The sequence below is a fragment of the Streptomyces plumbidurans genome (genome assembly GCF_019857225.1).
Lineage (GTDB): Bacteria > Actinomycetota > Actinomycetes > Streptomycetales > Streptomycetaceae > Streptomyces > Streptomyces plumbidurans.
Window position 1 is genome coordinate 228265 of record NZ_JAFJSY010000006.1, and the last position, 16678, is coordinate 244942.

At 71.2% G+C, this 16678-nt stretch carries 16 protein-coding genes; 7 read left to right on the forward strand and 9 right to left on the reverse strand.

The window, feature by feature from the left end; all coding sequences use genetic code 11:
• Positions 1–17 precede the first annotated feature (17 nt).
• From JYK17_RS05575 to JYK17_RS05590, 4 genes are all read right to left on the reverse strand, one after another.
• Entirely contained in the window at positions 18–896 is an 879-nt protein-coding gene (locus JYK17_RS05575) for a geranyl diphosphate 2-C-methyltransferase (protein ID WP_222809894.1), read from the reverse strand.
• Between the two features lie 47 nt (positions 897–943).
• A complete protein-coding gene (locus JYK17_RS05580; protein ID WP_222809895.1) occupies positions 944–1993 on the reverse strand; it encodes a family 2 encapsulin nanocompartment cargo protein terpene cyclase in 1050 nt (349 codons plus the stop codon).
• Between the two features lie 14 nt (positions 1994–2007).
• Positions 2008–3450, reverse strand: coding sequence for a family 2B encapsulin nanocompartment shell protein (locus JYK17_RS05585; RefSeq protein ID WP_222809896.1), 1443 nt, complete (start codon positions 3448–3450; stop codon positions 2008–2010).
• A gap of 193 nt (positions 3451–3643) precedes the next feature.
• Positions 3644–4651 (reverse strand): zinc-binding alcohol dehydrogenase family protein, encoded by a 1008-nt coding sequence (locus JYK17_RS05590; RefSeq protein WP_181362495.1) that lies wholly within the window; start codon positions 4649–4651, stop codon positions 3644–3646.
• Positions 4652–4826: 175 nt separating this feature from the next.
• On the opposite strand from JYK17_RS05590, the gene JYK17_RS05595 reads away from it, so the two are divergent.
• The 5 genes from JYK17_RS05595 (at position 4827) to JYK17_RS05615 (ending at position 9652) form a co-directional block, all read left to right on the forward strand.
• The gene (locus tag JYK17_RS05595) at positions 4827–5627 is read left to right on the forward strand and encodes a VOC family protein (RefSeq protein ID WP_108012849.1); all 801 of its coding nucleotides are present in this window, start codon (positions 4827–4829) and stop codon (positions 5625–5627) included.
• A 31-nt stretch (positions 5628–5658) separates the two neighbouring features.
• On the forward strand, positions 5659–6390 hold the full coding sequence (locus tag JYK17_RS05600; protein ID WP_222809897.1) for a ribonuclease H family protein: 732 nt from the start codon (positions 5659–5661) through the stop codon (positions 6388–6390).
• 131 nt (positions 6391–6521) lie between these two features.
• Positions 6522–8003 (forward strand): MFS transporter, encoded by a 1482-nt coding sequence (locus JYK17_RS05605; RefSeq protein ID WP_128804066.1) that lies wholly within the window; start codon positions 6522–6524, stop codon positions 8001–8003.
• Entirely contained in the window at positions 8000–8656 is a 657-nt protein-coding gene (locus tag JYK17_RS05610; RefSeq protein ID WP_108012852.1) for a TetR/AcrR family transcriptional regulator, read from the forward strand. The genes JYK17_RS05605 and JYK17_RS05610 overlap by 4 nt, the downstream gene beginning before the upstream one ends.
• Positions 8657–8668: 12 nt before the next feature.
• Positions 8669–9652, forward strand: a complete 984-nt coding sequence (locus JYK17_RS05615; RefSeq protein ID WP_128804067.1) for an aldo/keto reductase — start codon at positions 8669–8671, stop codon at positions 9650–9652.
• Between the two features lie 28 nt (positions 9653–9680).
• Here JYK17_RS05615 and JYK17_RS05620 read toward each other — a convergent pair whose 3' ends face one another.
• Positions 9681–10064 carry a hypothetical protein gene (locus JYK17_RS05620; protein ID WP_108012854.1) on the reverse strand — a complete coding sequence of 128 codons (384 nt, stop codon included), beginning with the start codon at positions 10062–10064 and terminating at the stop codon, positions 9681–9683.
• 127 nt (positions 10065–10191) lie between these two features.
• Between JYK17_RS05620 and JYK17_RS05625 the strand changes: the two genes are divergently transcribed.
• Positions 10192–10692 carry a DUF6328 family protein gene (locus JYK17_RS05625; protein ID WP_108012855.1) on the forward strand — a complete coding sequence of 167 codons (501 nt, stop codon included), beginning with the start codon at positions 10192–10194 and terminating at the stop codon, positions 10690–10692.
• Here the strand turns inward: JYK17_RS05625 and JYK17_RS05630 are convergent.
• The 3 genes from JYK17_RS05630 to JYK17_RS05640 all read right to left on the reverse strand — a co-directional run bounded on the left by JYK17_RS05630 (position 10652) and on the right by JYK17_RS05640 (position 13492).
• Complete coding sequence (locus tag JYK17_RS05630; RefSeq protein ID WP_108012856.1) at positions 10652–11323, reverse strand: DUF2238 domain-containing protein; 672 nt, start codon at positions 11321–11323, stop codon at positions 10652–10654. The genes JYK17_RS05625 and JYK17_RS05630 overlap by 41 nt on opposite strands.
• An 89-nt stretch (positions 11324–11412) precedes the next feature.
• On the reverse strand, positions 11413–12429 hold the full coding sequence (locus JYK17_RS05635; protein ID WP_222809898.1) for a hypothetical protein: 1017 nt from the start codon (positions 12427–12429) through the stop codon (positions 11413–11415).
• 91 nt (positions 12430–12520) lie between these two features.
• On the reverse strand, positions 12521–13492 hold the full coding sequence (locus tag JYK17_RS05640; protein WP_108012857.1) for an LLM class F420-dependent oxidoreductase: 972 nt from the start codon (positions 13490–13492) through the stop codon (positions 12521–12523).
• A gap of 96 nt (positions 13493–13588) precedes the next feature.
• On the opposite strand from JYK17_RS05640, the gene JYK17_RS05645 reads away from it, so the two are divergent.
• Positions 13589–15034 carry a serine hydrolase domain-containing protein gene (locus tag JYK17_RS05645; RefSeq protein WP_222809899.1) on the forward strand — a complete coding sequence of 482 codons (1446 nt, stop codon included), beginning with the start codon at positions 13589–13591 and terminating at the stop codon, positions 15032–15034.
• Here the strand turns inward: JYK17_RS05645 and JYK17_RS05650 are convergent.
• The gene (locus tag JYK17_RS05650; RefSeq protein ID WP_222809921.1) at positions 15026–16636 is read right to left on the reverse strand and encodes a serine/threonine protein kinase; all 1611 of its coding nucleotides are present in this window, start codon (positions 16634–16636) and stop codon (positions 15026–15028) included. The two genes, JYK17_RS05645 and JYK17_RS05650, sit on opposite strands and share 9 nt — an antisense overlap.
• Positions 16637–16678: the final 42 nt, after the last annotated feature.

Consider the following 16678-nt stretch of genomic DNA (forward strand, 5'->3'; position numbering starts at 1 on the left):
CGCGTGAGCGTGGGCGGTCAGACCCGGTCGGCGGCGATCAGCAGATACTGGAAGCTGCCGTTCTTGTACGCGGTCAGGAACGTGTCCTCGATGCCCGTGACCAGATGGTCGGCCTGCTTGCGCAACTCCCAGTAGGGGATGGCCTCGGAGGTCAGGTCCTCGACATGGACCGGGACGAGGCGGTTGCGGGCCATCGCGCGGAAGTACTCCGAGCGCGGGTGGATGTCGCAGATGTAGTGGGCATTGATCAGCGACACCTCGCGGGACGCCTGTCCGTAGGTGTCGTTGTAGCAGCCGGTGATCACCACATAGCGTCCGCCGCGGCGCAGCAGCCGGGCGTGCTCGGCGAACAGCAGGTCCAGCTCGACGTACATGGACGACTCGTTGTTCCATGACGCCGCGTACGCGCCGGTCTCGAAACCGGTGTCGAGCATGTTGCGGTGGTGGTAGCGCACATGGCCGTCGATGCCTCGCTTGCGCGCCTGCTCGTTGGCGAACGCGGCCTGCTTGGCGGAGATCGTCACGCCGTCGGCGTGGCAGCCGTGGCGCAGATGGGCCACGACGCTGCCGCCGCCGCGTCCGCAGCCCGCGTCGAAGACACGGTCGGTGGGGGAGAGCGGGCCGAGCCGGCCGGCCAGGAGTTCGGCCTGGGCGTGTTCCAGACGGTGCAGTTCGGCGGTGATCCGCTTCTGCCGCCGTACGGGATCGGGCTCGTCGAGCACGCTGTGGTCCGCGTCACCGATGCCGTAGTGATGGTGGTAGAGATCGTCGATCTTGCCGAGTTCGAGATTGACCGGGTTCTCCTCGGCGTTCCAGTACTCCGCGACGCGGTTCTGGTACGTGGACTGGGTCGGCACCGGTGCCGAAGTGGTGTCGGCGTCGGGGGCGATCGTCAACTATGACTCCTTGTGCTGTGCCTGACGAAGCGTCAGTAGTGCTGGATCTACCAGTAGTTGGGCAGGGAGTAGCGGTGGGTGTTGGTCGCGTGCCACTCGTGGTTGCCGGCGACCCAGTCGGACAGGCCCTGGGCGTAGCGCTCCACGAGGGGCGAGGTGGCGGACAGCAGGGCGGACTCGTCCTCGAAGGCGGTCATGATCCCGTTGTGGATCTCGACCGCCTTGAGGTAGGCGGCCTTCAGGCCGCACCGCTCGTTGGCGGCGACGACCTGCGGCAGATTGAGATGGGTGGGGTCGCTCGCCAGCTCCTTGGTGAAGGAGTACAGGTCGTTGACGATGGTGGTGGCGTTGCAGGCGAGCGCGGTGATGCGCTGGATCTCCGGGCGGGCGTAGACCGCCTCGGGCAGCTCGTAGCCGTCCACGGCGTCGACGATCGACAGACACGGGCGGAAGTTGTTGAACTGCCGCATCACCAAGTACTCCCAGACCTGCGGCACATGGCGGGTCTCCGCCCACGCCGCCTCGGCGAGATAACCGAGGTGCAGCCGGGCGATGTCGTGCACGAACCGGTCCGTCTGGCTGGGGGTGGCGAAGGCGGCGTAGTCCTTGAGCGCCCAGTGGTACGAGCGCAGCGGACCGTCGGCCTGCACACCGCGCGCCCACTGCTCCTGCAGTACGGGGGTGCCGTGGTACGGGTCGATCGCCGACTGGGCCAGGATCAGCCGGCCGCCCAGACCGCGGCGGGCGCCGCCCCTGCCCTCGTCCTCCTCGCAGTAGCAGCTGTCGACGAGGTTCTCGGCCAGCAGCAGCTTGCCCGCGGCGGTCAGCCGCTCCAGGTCGGCCGCCGCCGGATGCTGCAGGACCACGGCCCGGCCGAACTGGAAGCCGGAGAAGTCCCCCGACCAGGCCTTCGGGAACAGATCGAGACCGTGGGCCCAGGCTTCCAGGCGGCGGTCGACCTCCTCGACCCTGGCCGGGTCGGCGGGGGCGACGGCCCGGTGTCTGAGGCCGGGGATCGCCCCGGTGCGGCGGGCGCGCACGGTGCGGGCGAGGTTCGGTGGCCCCGGCAGCGGGGCCGGGGAAGCGGGCGCACTCATCGCGTACTCCACCCTCAGTCGGCCGTACGGCCGAGCTGGACGTTCTCCAGAATCCCGGCCGCGTCCGGCACGAGGATGGCCAGTGAGTAGTAGGCGGTCACCAGGTAGCGGACGATCGCGGCCGTGTCGATGCCCATGAACCGCACGTTCAGGCTCGGCTGGTACTCCTCGGGGATGCCCGTCTGGTGCAGGCCGATCACCCCCTGATCGGACTCGCCGACGCGCAGCGCGATGATGCTGCTGGTGTGCTGGGGGCTGATGGGGATCTTGTTGCAGGGGAAGATCGGGACCCCACGCCAGGCGGGGATCTCATGCCCCTCGACGGTCGCCGTACCCGGCACCAGGCCGCGCCGGTTGCACTGCCGGAAGAACGCGGCGATCGCCTTGGGATGAGCCAGGAACACCTTGGTCTTGCGTCGCATGGCGAGCAGTTCGTCCATGTCGTCCGGCGTCGGCGGGCCGGTGAAGGTGCTGACCCGCTGGCCGTAGTCCACGTTGTGCAGAAGACCGAACTCCCGGTTGTTGACCAGCTCCCACTCCTGGCGTTCGCGGATCTCCTCGACGGTCAGCCGCAGTTGCTGCTCGGTCTGGTTCATCGGGTCGTTGTAGAGATCGGCGACCCGGGTGTGCACCCGCAGCACGGTCTGTGTGAGCGACAACTCGTACTCGCGCGGGGCGAGTTCGTAGTTCACGAAGCCGCCGCCGATGGTCGGCTCGCCGACATGGCCGGCCTGCACGGGCACGTCGGCCTCGCCCTTGCGGTTCATCGGCAGCTTCTGCCGCTCCGCGAACGCCGCCAGGTGCGCGGCGAGGGACGGCACCCGGTCGGTGAACTCCGTGACCACGTCCCAGGGCAGCACCAGCAGCACCCCGGACGTCTCCGCCCGCACCGAGGTCAGCCACAGCGGATCCGGCTGCCCGATGGCCTCGTCGCCCAACTGGTCGCCGTCGGTGACCACCCCGACGATCTCCTCCTCGCCGTACTTGCCGGCGGCGAAGCGGGTGAACCTGCCGTGCACGACGAGAAAGGCCTCCGTGACCCGCTGCCCGGCCTCGTACAACACCTGCCCGGCCCGCACATGGCGGACCCGGAACCGGGTGGCGATCTCCTTGAGCACATCGGTGTCGGAGTAGCCGCGCAGCACCGGCAGTTCGGTGAGCGTCTGCGGGATCACCTTGATGTCGTCGGCGCCGTTCTGCTCGAACTGCACCCGCCCCCGGCCGATACGCAGCTGAAGACGCCGGTTGACCCGGTAGGTGCCGCCCTTGACGTCCACCCAGGGCAACGCCCGCAGCAGCCAGCGCGAGCTGATCGCCTGCATCTGCGGTTCGGACTTGGTCGTGGTGGTGAGCTGGCGCGCCGCCAGCGTGCTCAGACTGGTCGGCTGTGCCTGGCCGTCGGATGCGGGCAGGGGCTCGTCGGTGGCGGGTCCGGAGGCGCTTTCGGGCGCGGACACATTCCCTCCCTGGGGGTGGCTGACAGATACGCACCGCGTGTACAAGGCAAACAGCCGCGGCGAGGCGCCGGTACGGCGTGAAGGGGGCGACTTGACGATGCGGAGGCGCAAACTCCGCGGCCGAGGCAGTGCGCCGCCGGCGAAGTGATCGCACGCCGGTAACGGCACCCGAGTGCTCCCCGCGCCGGCCCGCTCAGGACAGGTCGTTCACCAGCACCGCCGCGCCGTCGAAGCGCCCTGCCTCGAGGTCCCGCAGCGCCTCGTCGGCCCGCGAGAGCGGATACGTGTGCGTGGTGGCCCGCACGTCATGCCGGGCCGCCAGCGCCAGGAACTCCCGTGCGTCCGCGCGGGTGTTGGAGGTGACGCTGCGCACCTGCTTCTCGTAGAAGAGCTCGCTCTCGTAGTGCAGCGGGGGAGTGTCGCTGAGGTGGATGCCGGCGATGGACAGCGTCCCGCCCCGGTCCAGGGCGCGCAGCGCGACCGGCACCAGGTCCCCGACCGGCGCGAACAGGATCGCGCTGTCCAGCGGCTCCGGCGGCATCGCGTACGCGTCCTGCGCGGAGGCAGCCCCCAGTTCGAGCGCCAGTCGCCGCGCCGCCGCCCCACGTGTGAGGACATGCACCCTAGCGCCCTCGGCCAGCGCCAGTTGCGCACACAGATGGGCGCTGCCCCCGAACCCGTACAGACCGAGCCGTCCGCCCGGCGGCAGCGCCGCCCGCCGCAGCGCGCGGTAGCCGATGATCCCGGCGCACAGCAGGGGCGCGAGCGCCACCTCGTCCAGGGAGGGCGGCAGCCGGTGGGCGAAGTCCGCGGGCACCGTCGTGTACTCCGCGTAACCGCCGTCCGCGTCCCAGCCGGTGTACCGGGAGGCCGGACAGAGGTTCTCGGCCCCGCGCGAGCAGTACCCGCAGGTGCCGTCCGTGTGCCGCAGCCACGCCACGCCCACCCGGTCACCGACGGCGAAGCCCTCCGCCCGCGCGCCGAGCCCGGCCACGACGCCCACCACCTCGTGCCCCGGCGTCACCCCGGCCAGGTGCACCGGCAGGTCCCCCTCAGTGACATGCAGATCGGTGCGGCACACCCCGCAGGCGCGCACATGCACCAGCAGCTCGTCGTCCGCCGGCACCGGAACCGCCTTCTCGACGAAGCGCAGGCCCCCCGTTCCGACCGGCCCGGGCCGCACCACCGACCATGCCCGCATGGTCCCTTCCGCCATCGCGCACCCCGTCCCGTCGCCGTCCGTCTCCCGCGCCCCCCGTACGCCGAAGCCCCTCTTTCCAGTGTGAAACGGACCCCCGCGTTCGGCGCGCGCTTCGACGGCGGGATGACTAGCGTGAGGAAACGGACCATCCACCTATTCGGGAGAGGGCCGAGTCATGGCCGTGCAACCTGAGGGAACTCCCTGCTGGGCCGATGCGATGTTCAGTGACGTCGAGGGAGCGAAGAGCTTCTACGGCGACGTCCTCGGCTGGACCTTCGGCGAGTCGTCGTCGGAGTACGGCAACTACACCCAGGCGTACGCGGACGGCAAGGCCGTCGCCGCCGTCGTACCGCCGATGCCCGGCCAGGAGGGGCACTCCCAGTGGTGCCTCTACTTCGCGTCGCCGGACGCGGCGGCGACCGTCGGCAGGATTCGTGAAAAGGGCGGCGAGGTGCTGATGGAGCCGATGCGGATCGGCGATTTCGGCATCATGTGCCTGGCCCGCGACCCCAGCGGTGTGGTCTTCGGCGTGTGGCAGGGGGGCCGTCACGAGGGGTTCGAGGCGTCGCCGCAGCAGACCGGCGCCTACTGCTGGGCCGAGGTCTTCACCCGCGCACCCGAGAAGTCCGACACCTTCTTCACCTCGGTCTTCTCGTACAAGGCGAAGCAACTGCAGGACGACGCGGTCGACTTCCGTATGTTCGAGCTCGGCGGCAACACCGTTCTCGGCAGGATGAAGATGACCGACGACTTTCCGCCCGAGGTGCCGCCGTACATCAACGTCTACTTCACCGTCGACAACTGCGACGACGCCGTCGCCCGCGCGACCAAGCTCGGCGGTGTGCTGCGGTTCGGGCCGATGGACAGCCCGTTCGGCCGGTTCGCCGCGATCAGCGACCCGCAGGGCGCGAACTTCTCGGTGATCGACCTCACGACGACCGCCGGAGAGATGCCGCAGACCACCGACGCCTCCTGAACCCGGGCCGGGCGGCCCGCACGGCCATGGCATGATCGGGCGCATGCGTGAACGTGTTGTGGCCGCGTGCGACGGGGCTTCGAAGGGAAACCCCGGGCCGGCGGCCTGGGCCTGGGTCATCGCGGACGGCTCGGAGAACCCGGCCCGCTGGGAGGCGGGACCGCTCGGCAAGGCGACCAACAACGTCGCCGAACTCACCGCCCTGGAACGGCTGTTGACGGCGACCGACCCGGACGTACCGCTCGAGGTCCGGATGGACTCCCAGTACGCCATGAAGGCGGTCACCACCTGGCTGCCCGGCTGGAAGCGCAACGGCTGGAAGACGTCCGCCGGAAAACCGGTCGCCAACCAGGAACTGGTCGTGCGCATCGACGCGCTGCTCGACGGCCGCTCGGTCGACTTCCGCTACGTCCCCGCCCACCAGGTCGACGGCGACCCGCTGAACGACTTCGCCGACCGCGCGGCCAGCCAGGCGGCGAAGGTCCAGGAGCCCGCGGGCAGCGCCCTCGGATCTGCCGAGCCGCCGCCCTCCCCGGACACCCCGAAGGCGGGCTCCGCGACCTCGGGCGGCGCCAAGTCGGGCGGCGCGCGCCGCAAGTCCGCGGGGGCACGGCAGGGCGGGGCCCCGTCGTCCCGCACCATCAAGGCGAAGTTCCCGGGCCGCTGCCTGTGCGGCCGGTCCTACGGCGCGGGCGAGCCCATCGCGAAGAACGCACAGGGCTGGGGACACCCGGAGTGCCGGACGGCGGAGGCGGCGGGTTAGCACCGCGCACACCGTACGTCCCCGCCCATCACCGTCACGCCGTGCCCGTGGAAAGGAATTGGGTGAATGGCTATTCACTGAGTAAGGTGAATAGGAATTCACCCCTTCTTCACATGCACGCGGGAGCGTCGATGGATCAGCCGGGCCCGATACCCCGCACCGCCGCGGCGGTGCCCCTGCGCGACCGGCTCACGATTCCGGTGCTGGCGTTCGGCGGCATCCTCATGGCCGTCATGCAGACCGTCGTCGTGCCGCTGCTGCCGGATCTGCCGCGGCTGACGGGCGCCTCCCCGGGCGCGGTCTCCTGGACGGTCACGGCGACTCTGCTGTCGGGCGCCGTGCTCACCCCGGTCCTCGGCAGGGCCGGCGACATGTACGGCAAGCGCAGGGTGCTGACGTCGGCGCTCGTCCTGATGACCATCGGCTCGGTGATGTGCGCCCTGTCGTCCGACATCACCGTGCTCATCACGGCACGCGCGCTGCAGGGCGCCGCCGCCTCCGTGGTGCCACTGTCGATCAGCATCCTGCGCGACGAACTGCCCCCGGAGCGCCGGGGTTCCGCGGTGGCCCTGATGAGCTCCACCGTCGGCATCGGCGCCGCCCTCGGCCTGCCGCTGGCCGCGCTGGTCGTGCAGTACTACGACTGGCACACCATGTTCTGGCTGACCAGCGCCCTCGGCGTGCTGGGCGTGTCGGCGGTGTGGTGGGCGGTCAAGGAGTCGCCCGTGCGCGAGCCCGGACGCTTCGACGTGCTCGGCGCGCTGGGGCTGGCCGCCGGTCTCGTGTGCCTGCTCCTCGGGGTGTCGCAGGGCGGCCAGTGGGGCTGGGGCAGCGCGCGGATCCTCGGCCTGTTCGCCGCCACCGTCGTGATCCTGGCCCTGTGGTGGTGGCAGCAGCTGCGCACCGCGAAGCCGCTGGTCGACCTGCGGCTGGTGTCGCGGCCGCGGGTGGGCCTGTCCCATGTGGCGGCCATGCTCACCGGCTTCGCGTTCTACGCCAACTCGCTGGTGACGGCCCAGCTGGTGCAGGCGCCGAAGGCCACCGGCTACGGCCTCGGACTGTCGATCGTGGAGACCGGTCTGTGCCTGCTGCCCGGCGGCATCACCATGCTGCTGTTCTCGCCCCTGTCGGCCCGGATCTCCGCGGCGCGCGGGCCGCGGATCACGCTCGCCCTCGGGGCCGCGGTCATCGCCTGCGGCTACGCCGTGCGCATCGCCGACAGCCGCGACCTGTGGATGATCATCGTCGGCGCGACGGTGGTGTCGACCGGCACCACGCTCGCCTACTCGGCCCTGCCGACCCTGATCCTGCGTGCCGTCCCGGCCGAGCAGACCGCCTCCGCCAACGGCGTCAACGTACTGATGCGCACCATCGGTCAGGCCACCTCCAGCGCCGCCGTGGCCGCCGTCCTCGTGCACCACACCAGCCTGGTCGGTGGTGCCCCCGTGGCCACCCTGCACGGCTATCTGCTCGCCTTCGGAATGGCCGGCGCGGTCGCCCTGGTGGCCTGCGCCGCCTCCCTGAGCATCCCCGGCGACCCCACCACGGGCGCGACACGCCGGGCCCGCGGCGCCTCCCGGGACAGCCGGGACGAAGCAATGGAGGGAGCATGAGTGCCGTGAGCACTCCTCCCACCGCGTCGAGTTCCACCGCGCCTGGTTCCAGCGCGTCGAGCTCCACCACCTCGCCCTCCACCGCGTCCGCACCCGTCCGCCGTGACGCCGAGGCGACCAAGGCGGCGATCCTCAGGGCCGCCCGCCATCTGCTGGCCCGGCACGCGCACGCCGACATCACGCTCAAGGCGGTGGCCGAACGCGCCGGTGTCAGCGCGCCGTTGATCCTGAAGTACTTCGGGAACAAGGACACCCTCTTCGCCCGCGTCATGTCCTTCGAGGCCGACGCCGACGCCCTGCTGGACGCCCCGCTGGACGCACTCGGCCGGCACATGGTGCGGCATGTACTGGTCAGCCAGACGCGGCAGGGTGCCGACCCGCTTTTGCGTATCGTGTTCGCGCCGCTGCACGGCGAACAGGGCGACATCCTGCGCGCCAACTTCCGCACCCAGGTCACCGAACGCCTCACCGCGCGCCTGGACGGCCCCGACGCGGGCCTGCGCGCGGAACTGGCCGTCGCCGGACTGCTCGGCCTCGGCGTGATGTTCGGCATCGCACGCACCGCCCATGTGCGCGGTGCCGCGCTGGAGGAGATCGTGGACCGGTACGCGCCCACGGTGCAGGCGCAGCTCACCCCCGGCGACGCCGGATGACAGACTGACGCCATGGAAGAGCGCACTTTCGGTAGGTCGGAGCAGCACGCGTCCGTGATCGGGCTCGGCACATGGCAGCTGGGCGCGGACTGGGGAGACGTGGACGACAAGCAGGCCCTGTCGGTCCTGGAGACGGCGGCCGAGGCGGGGGTCACCTTCTTCGACACCGCGGACGTGTACGGCGACGGGCGCAGCGAGCAGACCATCGCCGCGTTCCTCGCGGGACGGCCCGACCTGCATGTGCTGGTCGCCACCAAGATGGGCCGCCGGGTCGAGCAGATCCCGGAGAACTACGTCCTCGACAACTTCCGCGCCTGGAACGACCGTTCGCGGCGCAACCTCGGCGTCGACCGCATCGACCTCGTACAGCTGCACTGCCCGCCCACGCCCGTCTACTCCACCGACGAGGTGTTCGACGCCCTCGACACCCTGGTCGAGGAGGAGCGCATCGCGGCCTACGGAGTCAGCGTGGAGACCTGCGCGGAGGCCCTCACCGCGATCGCCCGGCCGAACGTGGCGAGCGTGCAGACCATCTTCAACCCGTTCCGGATGAAGCCGCTGCGCGAGGTCCTGCCCGCCGCGCGGGAGGCCGGAGTCGGCATCATCGCCCGCGTCCCGCTCGCCTCGGGCCTGCTCTCGGGCAAGTACACCAAGGACACCGTCTTCCCCGCCAACGACCACCGCACCTACAACCGGCACGGCGAGTCCTTCGACGTGGGGGAGACCTTCTCGGGCGTGGACTACACGACGGGCGTCGAGGCGGCCGCCGAGTTCGCCGCCCTCGCGCCCGAGGGATACACCCCGGCCCAGCTCGCCCTGCGCTGGATCGTCGAACAGCCCGGCGTGACCAGCGTGATCCCCGGAGCCCGCTCGCCCGAGCAGGCCCGCGCCAACGCGGCCGCCGCCCGGCTCCCGCGGCTGGACGACGGCACGCACGCCGCGATCCGCGACCTCTACGACCGCCGCGTCAAGGACCAGGTCGAGGGCCGCTGGTAACGCCGCCGGCCGCGCGGACCCGGTCCGCTCACGGCTCCAGGAGCAGCTGCCACTCCTGCTCCTGGTCGCCGGAGACCGAACCCTGGTCCTGCGCCGAGAAGGCCTGCGTGAGCGTGTCGCGTGCCGCCGCCACCGCCTCCGGCGAACCCTGCACGGTCAGCGTCACCGCGCCGGACAGGTGCCCGGCGCCGCGAGCGGGCCCGGACGGCCGGTGCTCCGGATCGTGCGCGAACCGCGCCGTGTGGACGGTGACGTCGTCGGCGGCGGGAAGGTCGTCCTGCGGCCTGCCGAAAGCGGGCTCCAGGACCTGCACCACCGCACGCGCGTCGGCGGCCGTGCCGCCGCTGACGGTGACCGTGAGCTCGGTGGCGGACACGGGCGGCTGGTTGCTCGAGTCGTCGTCATTCACCATGCGCTCCGTGTAACCGCCTCCTCATCGCCCAAACTGCCACTGATTCGCATGCGGACCGGTCGATCGGGCGCGGACGGGGAACACGGACCGCAAGGACATCGGGGACGACGCAAACCGGGAGGTTGCCGTGCCGGCCACGGACAAGGACGCGGGACTGAGCGAGTGGGGACGGCACGAGACCGAGGAAGAGCGCGCCGACCGGAAGTGGGGCGAGCTGATCCAGGAGGTCAGGGTCGCCCAGACAGGGGTGCAGATCCTGTTCGGCTTCCTGCTCACCGTGGTCTTTCAGCAGAAGTACAACTCGCTGGAGGACACCGACAAGACCATCTACATCGTGACGGTCGTCCTGGGCGCCGCCGCGACCGGAGCGCTCATCGGACCCGTCTCCCTGCACCGCCTGGTGTCCGGGCGGCGGGTCAAGGCCCAGGCCGTCGAATGGGCCTCCCGGTTGACCTTCGTCGGCCTGGCGCTGCTGTTCGCCACTATGGCCTGCGCACTCCTGCTGGTCCTGCGGGTCGCGACCCACAACGAGGCCGTGCCCTGGATCGTCGCGGGAGTCGTCCTGTGGTACGCGCTGTGCTGGTACGTCATCCCGCTGTGGACCCGGCACCGCGGTACCGAGAAGTGACGCCGAGCGCGTCGAGCTGCCGGTCGTGCGCGCGCGACAGCACCAGCACCGAGACCGTCGCTCCGATCAGCGCGCAGAACATGTCCCACTGCGTGTCCCAGACATCGCCCTGCGTGGCCAGGAACGCGTCCGCGGAGTGCCCGCCGACCACCGCGGCCAGCCACTCCAGCATCTCGAAGACGGCACTGAAGGCGAGGCACGCGCACACGGTCAGGGGGGCGAGCCAGCGACTGCCGCGCAACGGCGAGGTGCGGACGAGCAACTCCCGTACCAGCACCGCCGGGACGAAGCCCTGCATCAGATGGCCGAAGCGGTCGTAGGGGTTGCGGTCGAGATCGAAGGTGTCGCGCACCCAGTCGCCCACGGGCACCTGTGCGTAGGTGTAGTGACCGCCCACCGCCAGGACGAGCGCATGCACGGCCAGCAGAGCGCACAGCAGATTCGTCAGCGGGAACCGCCGCCACGTGAACAGCACCAGCGGCAGCCCGACCAACACCCACACCGTCTCCAGCAGCCAGGTGGTGCGCTCGCGCGGCGCCCACGCCGACACCGCGAGCCCCACAACCACGACGACGGCGAGCGCGGCGGGCAGCCGTCGTCGCGGGACGGCGGGGTGGACTGCAGCAGTCATGGGGACTCCTTCTCGTGGAGCCCCCATGCTGATCGCCCCGGTGGGCGGCGGCATGAGTACGCCTACTCAGCCCGGCCGGGTCGGCGGGCTCAGCCCCGGGTTCCGCGCAGCGCGGTCAGACAGCCGGCGATCGCCTGCTGGAGCTCCTCCAGGCGCTGCACCATGTCGTCCTCGACGAAGTCCTCCACATCGTCGAAGGTCAGCTCCTCGAACGCCTTGGTCGCCCGCTGAATGCTGCTGTAGAACTTGCTGCGCCGCTCCTGGACACGCAGTTCGGGGTCGGCCTCCACGGCCTCGGCGACCAGGGACTTCATGGTGTCGTAGGCCTCGGTGGCCCACTCGCCCGCGTTCTCCTCCTCGTCGAGCTCGTCGAGCAGGGACAGATGCCGTTCGGCTTCCTGGCGCAGGTCGACCGGCGCGTCGATGGTCTGCCCCGCGGGCGTCTTCACCTGGCCCGACTCGGCGATCTGGCGCACGTAGCCCATCCGGTCCGCCGACCGGCTCTCGGTCGCGACCGCCTTCTTCAGGCGGTCGCTCCGTACCACGTCGCGCGCCAACTCCGCCTGCAGGTCCGGGTCTTCACGGACGCGGTCGAGGAGCGCCTGGCGCGCCGCGCGGGCGGTGGAGGGGTCGGCGAGGATCGCGGCGCGCAGGGCCGTGGGGTTCTCGGCGACCTCCAGCGCCTTCGTCGGGCGGATGCCCTCGGCCTCGGCGGCCTCGGAGATGGCCGTGCCGCGCTCCGAGGTGGCGCTGTTGCGCGAGACGTAGTAGCTCAGCCACACGTCCGCGTCGGGCAGCTCCACCTCCTGGCCGGGGGCGAGGGCCTCGAAGTGCGGGACCATGCCGTCGTCGGCCGCCCGGTCCCAGGCCTTGTAGTAGCGCATGACGCGGTCCGGGGAGCAGCCCGCCAGCTCCGCGAATTCCTTCGCGGACACCTTCGGCGTCTCCTGCGCGCCCTGGCCACCGGGCCGAACGCTGCGCGCCACCATCAGGCCGAAGGCCCATCCTCCGGTCCGCGCGTAGACCCCGAACTCGCGTGCGTCCCGCGCGACGAGGTCGGACAGCGGGGCGGGGGACGGCTCGGACGGGACGATCGCTACGGTCACGGACGACTCTCCTGTGCGGGGCTGGTCGGGCTGCGAAAGTGCAGACGGGCAGCCTATCCGGACCCCGCCCGGCCGAGGATGCCGCTCCCGGTCAGCCGAAGGCGTCCCGCAGCGCGGGCAGCAATGTCTTCTCCGCCCAGTCCAGATACGCCATCTGCGACCCGCCGCCGATCTGCACGAGCGCGATCTCGCCGAACCCCGCTTCCGCATAGGGGCGTACGGCCTCCACGAAGTCGTCGGGGTCGTCGCCGCAGGGGATCGACGCGGCGACGTCCTCGGGCGTGACGAACTGGGTCGTCTGCTCGAACGAATCGGGGTGCGGCAGCTCGGAGTTGACCTTCCAGCCGTTGCCGAACCAGCGGAACTGCTCGTGCGCGCGCCGCACGGCCGCGTCCCGGTCGGGGTCGTGGCAGACGGGCAGCTGGCCCACCCGGGGCTTGCCCGCGCCGCCGTGCCGGTCGAAGGAGTCCAGCAGCTGCGCCTTGGGCTCCGTGGCGATGACGAGGTCCGCGAGGCGGCCCGCCAGCGCGCAGGAGCGCTCGCCCGAGACGGCGATGCCGATGGGCGGCGGCTCGTCCGGGAGGTCCCACAGCCGCGCCGACTCCACGTCGAAGTGCGTACCACGGCGGGTCACATGGCCGCCCTCGAACAAGTCCCGGATGATCTCCACCGCCTCTTCGAGCATCTCGTGACGTACGTCGACCGAGGGCCAACCGCCGCCCACCACATGCTCGTTGAGGTTCTCTCCGGAGCCGAGGCCGAGCCGGAAGCGGCCCTCGGAGAGCAACTGCATCGTCGCGGCCTTCTGTGCGACGACCGCCGGATGGTAGCGGGCGGTCGGGCAGGTCACGTACGTCATCAGCGGAATGCGCGAGGTCGCCTGGGCCGCGGCGCCCAGCACGCTCCACGCGTACGGCGAGTGCCCCTGCGAGCGCAGCCACGGAAAGTAGTGGTCCGAGGTCACCGAGAAGTCGTATCCGGCCTGCTCGGCGCGCACCACATGGTCGACCAGCTCACGCGGTCCGGCCTGCTCGGTCATCATCGTGTATCCGATTTGCACCATAGGGGGCGAGTCCCCGGTACGGGCGGCGGAAAACGGCGTGGACCGAGCGTGGATCCACCGTGGATCGACCGGGGATCACCGGGGGAGGATGCCTGCATGGATGCTCGTCCGCTGCCCTCCAGCGACCCCGCGGCCCAGGGCGTCGACGCCACCGGCGTCCACGCCTTCCTCGACGCCCTCGAAGCCGCCCCCGACATCGAGCCGCACAGCCTGATGATCCTGCGGCACGGCCGTCTGGTGGTCTCGGGCTGGTGGGAGCCGTACACCCCCGCACGCCCCCACCTGCTGTACTCCCTCAGCAAGAGCTTCACGGCGACGGCCGCCGCGCTGGCCGCGGCGGAGGGGCTGCTGCGCTTCGACGACCCCGTGCTCTCCTACTTCCCGGAGTTCGAGGCCGACATCACCGACCCGCGCAGCCGCGCGATGCTGGTACGGCACGTGGCGTCGATGGCGAGTGGACACGAGGCCGAGACGCTCGACCGAGCGCTCACCGCCGACCGCGCGGAGCTGGTGCGCGGCTTCCTGCTGGTCCCGCCGGAGCGGGACCCGGGGACCGTCTTCGCCTACAACCAGCCCACGACCTACAGCCTCGCTGCGATCGTCCAGCGCGTCACGGGCCGGCCGCTGACCTCGTATCTCCGCCCGCGCCTGTTCGACCCGCTCGGCATCGGGGAGGCGGCCTGGCTGCGCGACCGGTCCGGACGCGAACTGGGCTTCAGCGGGCTGCACGCCGCCACCGACGCCGTCGCCCGGCTGGGGCAGCTCTATCTGCAGGACGGCGTGTGGGAGGGCGAGCGGCTGCTGCCCGAGGGATGGGTGGCCGAGGCCACGCGCCCGCACATCGACAACGGCGACGGCACGCCGCAGGGCGCCCTCTCGGACTGGCAGCAGGGCTACGGCTTCCAGTTCTGGATGTCCCGGTACGGCTTCCGCGGCGATGGTGCGTTCGGCCAGTTCTGTCTGGTGCTGCCCGAGCACGACGCCGTGATCGCCACGACCGCGGCGACGGAGCGGATGCAGGAGATGCTGAACCTGGTCTGGGAGCATTTGCTGCCCGCGTTCGGGCCGCGACCGCTGCCCGGCCGGCAGGACGAGGACACGGCGCTGCGCGAGCGCATGGCCGCACTCACCCTCCCGCCGGCGCCCGGCAAGGCCGCACCGCCGCAGGGGGCCGGTGACTGGTCGGGTGCCGCGTTCACCCCGTACGGAGATGGCTGCGCGGACCAGCCCAAGCTGACCGGGGTCGTGGTGAGTGAGGGTGCGGACGGCTGGGGACTGCGGCTCACCGAGGACGGTCACGACCTGAACTTGCCGGTGGGGGACGGCGGTTGGACCGTGACCGAGGAGCCGCTGCCCGCCGCGGTCAGCGGCGGCTGGGCCGACGCGGACACCCTCGCCGTGGACATCCTGTTCCTGGAGACACCGCACCGGATGACCGTGACCTGCTCGCTGCCCGACCGGACGTTCACGGCGAAGTGGCACACGAGGCCCCTGCACAGCCCTCCGTTGAGGGCGATGCGCGCACCCCGGGCCTCAGTGTGACGACGGCCGGAACGTCCGCAGGAACGTCTGCAGGGCCTGCCGGTTCACGGAGTCGTTCCAGTCGTCGGCAGGCGTCGTCCAGCGCAGCGAGAAGCCACGGCCGCCGCCCAGCAAAAATCCGCGTCCGAACGTGCGCACCCGGGTGCCGTCGACATCGCTGAACCACTGCATGTCGGCGGCCTTGTGGCCCTGGTACGTCGTCGCCTCGATCTCGCCGATCCGCCGGAAGCCGTCCTCCTCGCGCAGCGTGGGCTCCACGTCGTCGCGCCATACGGCGACCGGGTCCGGGCCGACGACGGTGCTGTAGGTGATCGCGAGGGCACGGGGATCGTGGTGCGCGCCGAAGGTCACGCGGTACGAACGGTTGGCGGCCCGCGTGGTGTCCACCCGCTTCCAGCCCTCGGGCAGAGCGACGGAGAAGCCCTCGGGCGCCGTGTAGCGGGCGAAGCCCTGCGGGAGGGCATTGCCCGAGGGAGAGGGCTTCGCCGACGGTGAGGACGTCCGTGACGTGGTGGGCGAGGGGGATGACGACGGTGTGGAGTTGCCGCCGTCGGGGCGGCCGGCCGGTGGCGTGGCGGCCGCGGTCGGCCGGGGCCCGGCGTCGTTCGACGACGTCCCGGTGCCGGGCAGACGGCCGGTGGCGGCGAGCGCAGCGACCACCACGGTGACGACCGCCAGGGCCGTCCCGGCGGCCATCGTGCGCCGGGACCAGTTCGGGGCGGAATGCCAGGCGGCGGTGTAGACGCCACGCAGCCGGGGCCCGGGCACGCTGCCCATTGCTGCGGCGGGGTCCTCCGTGAGGGCCCGGGTGAGTGCCTCCCTGACCACCTGCCGGGTCAGCCGCTCCCTGGAGTTCTTGCGCAGCAGACCCTGCACGGTCTGGGTGAGCGGACCCGCCCGCACCGGCGTGCGCAGCGGCAGCCGGTCCACGCCCTTCAGGGTCGCCTCGGGCCGGTCACGGTCCCTGAAGGGCGGGCGGCCCTCGACCATCGTGTAAAGGATCGTGCCGAGCGCCCACAGGTCGGCCGCCGGCCCGATGCGCTCGTCCCGGGCCTGCTCGGGGGAGGCGTACGACGGCGCGGTGAGCCGCGGGGCCAGGGTCGCGCCGGCCAGCCCGAAGCCGGTGACCACGACCGCGCCGCGGTCCCGCACGAAGACCTGCCCCGGGCTGAGCTCGCCGTGGGTGATGCCCTCACCGTGCGCCGCCTCCAGCACATCGAGCAGTTGGAGGCCGATACGGGCCGCCCGCACGTAGTTGAACGTGCCCTGCTGGGCGATGAGTTCACTCAGTGGCGTACCGTCGATCCACTCGGTGACGATCCACAGGGTGCCGTCCTGCTCCACGGCGTCCACGACCGTGGCGACCGCGCCGGGGCACATCAGCCGCATGGTCTCGGACATCCGGATGATGCGCGCGCTCGCGGGGGGCGAGGCCTCGCCGTCCGGGTCGTGGGGAAGGTCGATCTGGGTGATAAGGAAGGGGCGTTGGCCGTTGATGTCCCTGCCGTACCAGCAGACCCGGTTCGCCTCGCGATGGACGACATCGACGAGTTGGTACCTCCCGGCGACCGACTCGTGCGTGAAGACATGCGCCTGGACCATGGTCATCCCTCGTAGAACCCGTGGGTCTCGCCTTTCACAGGA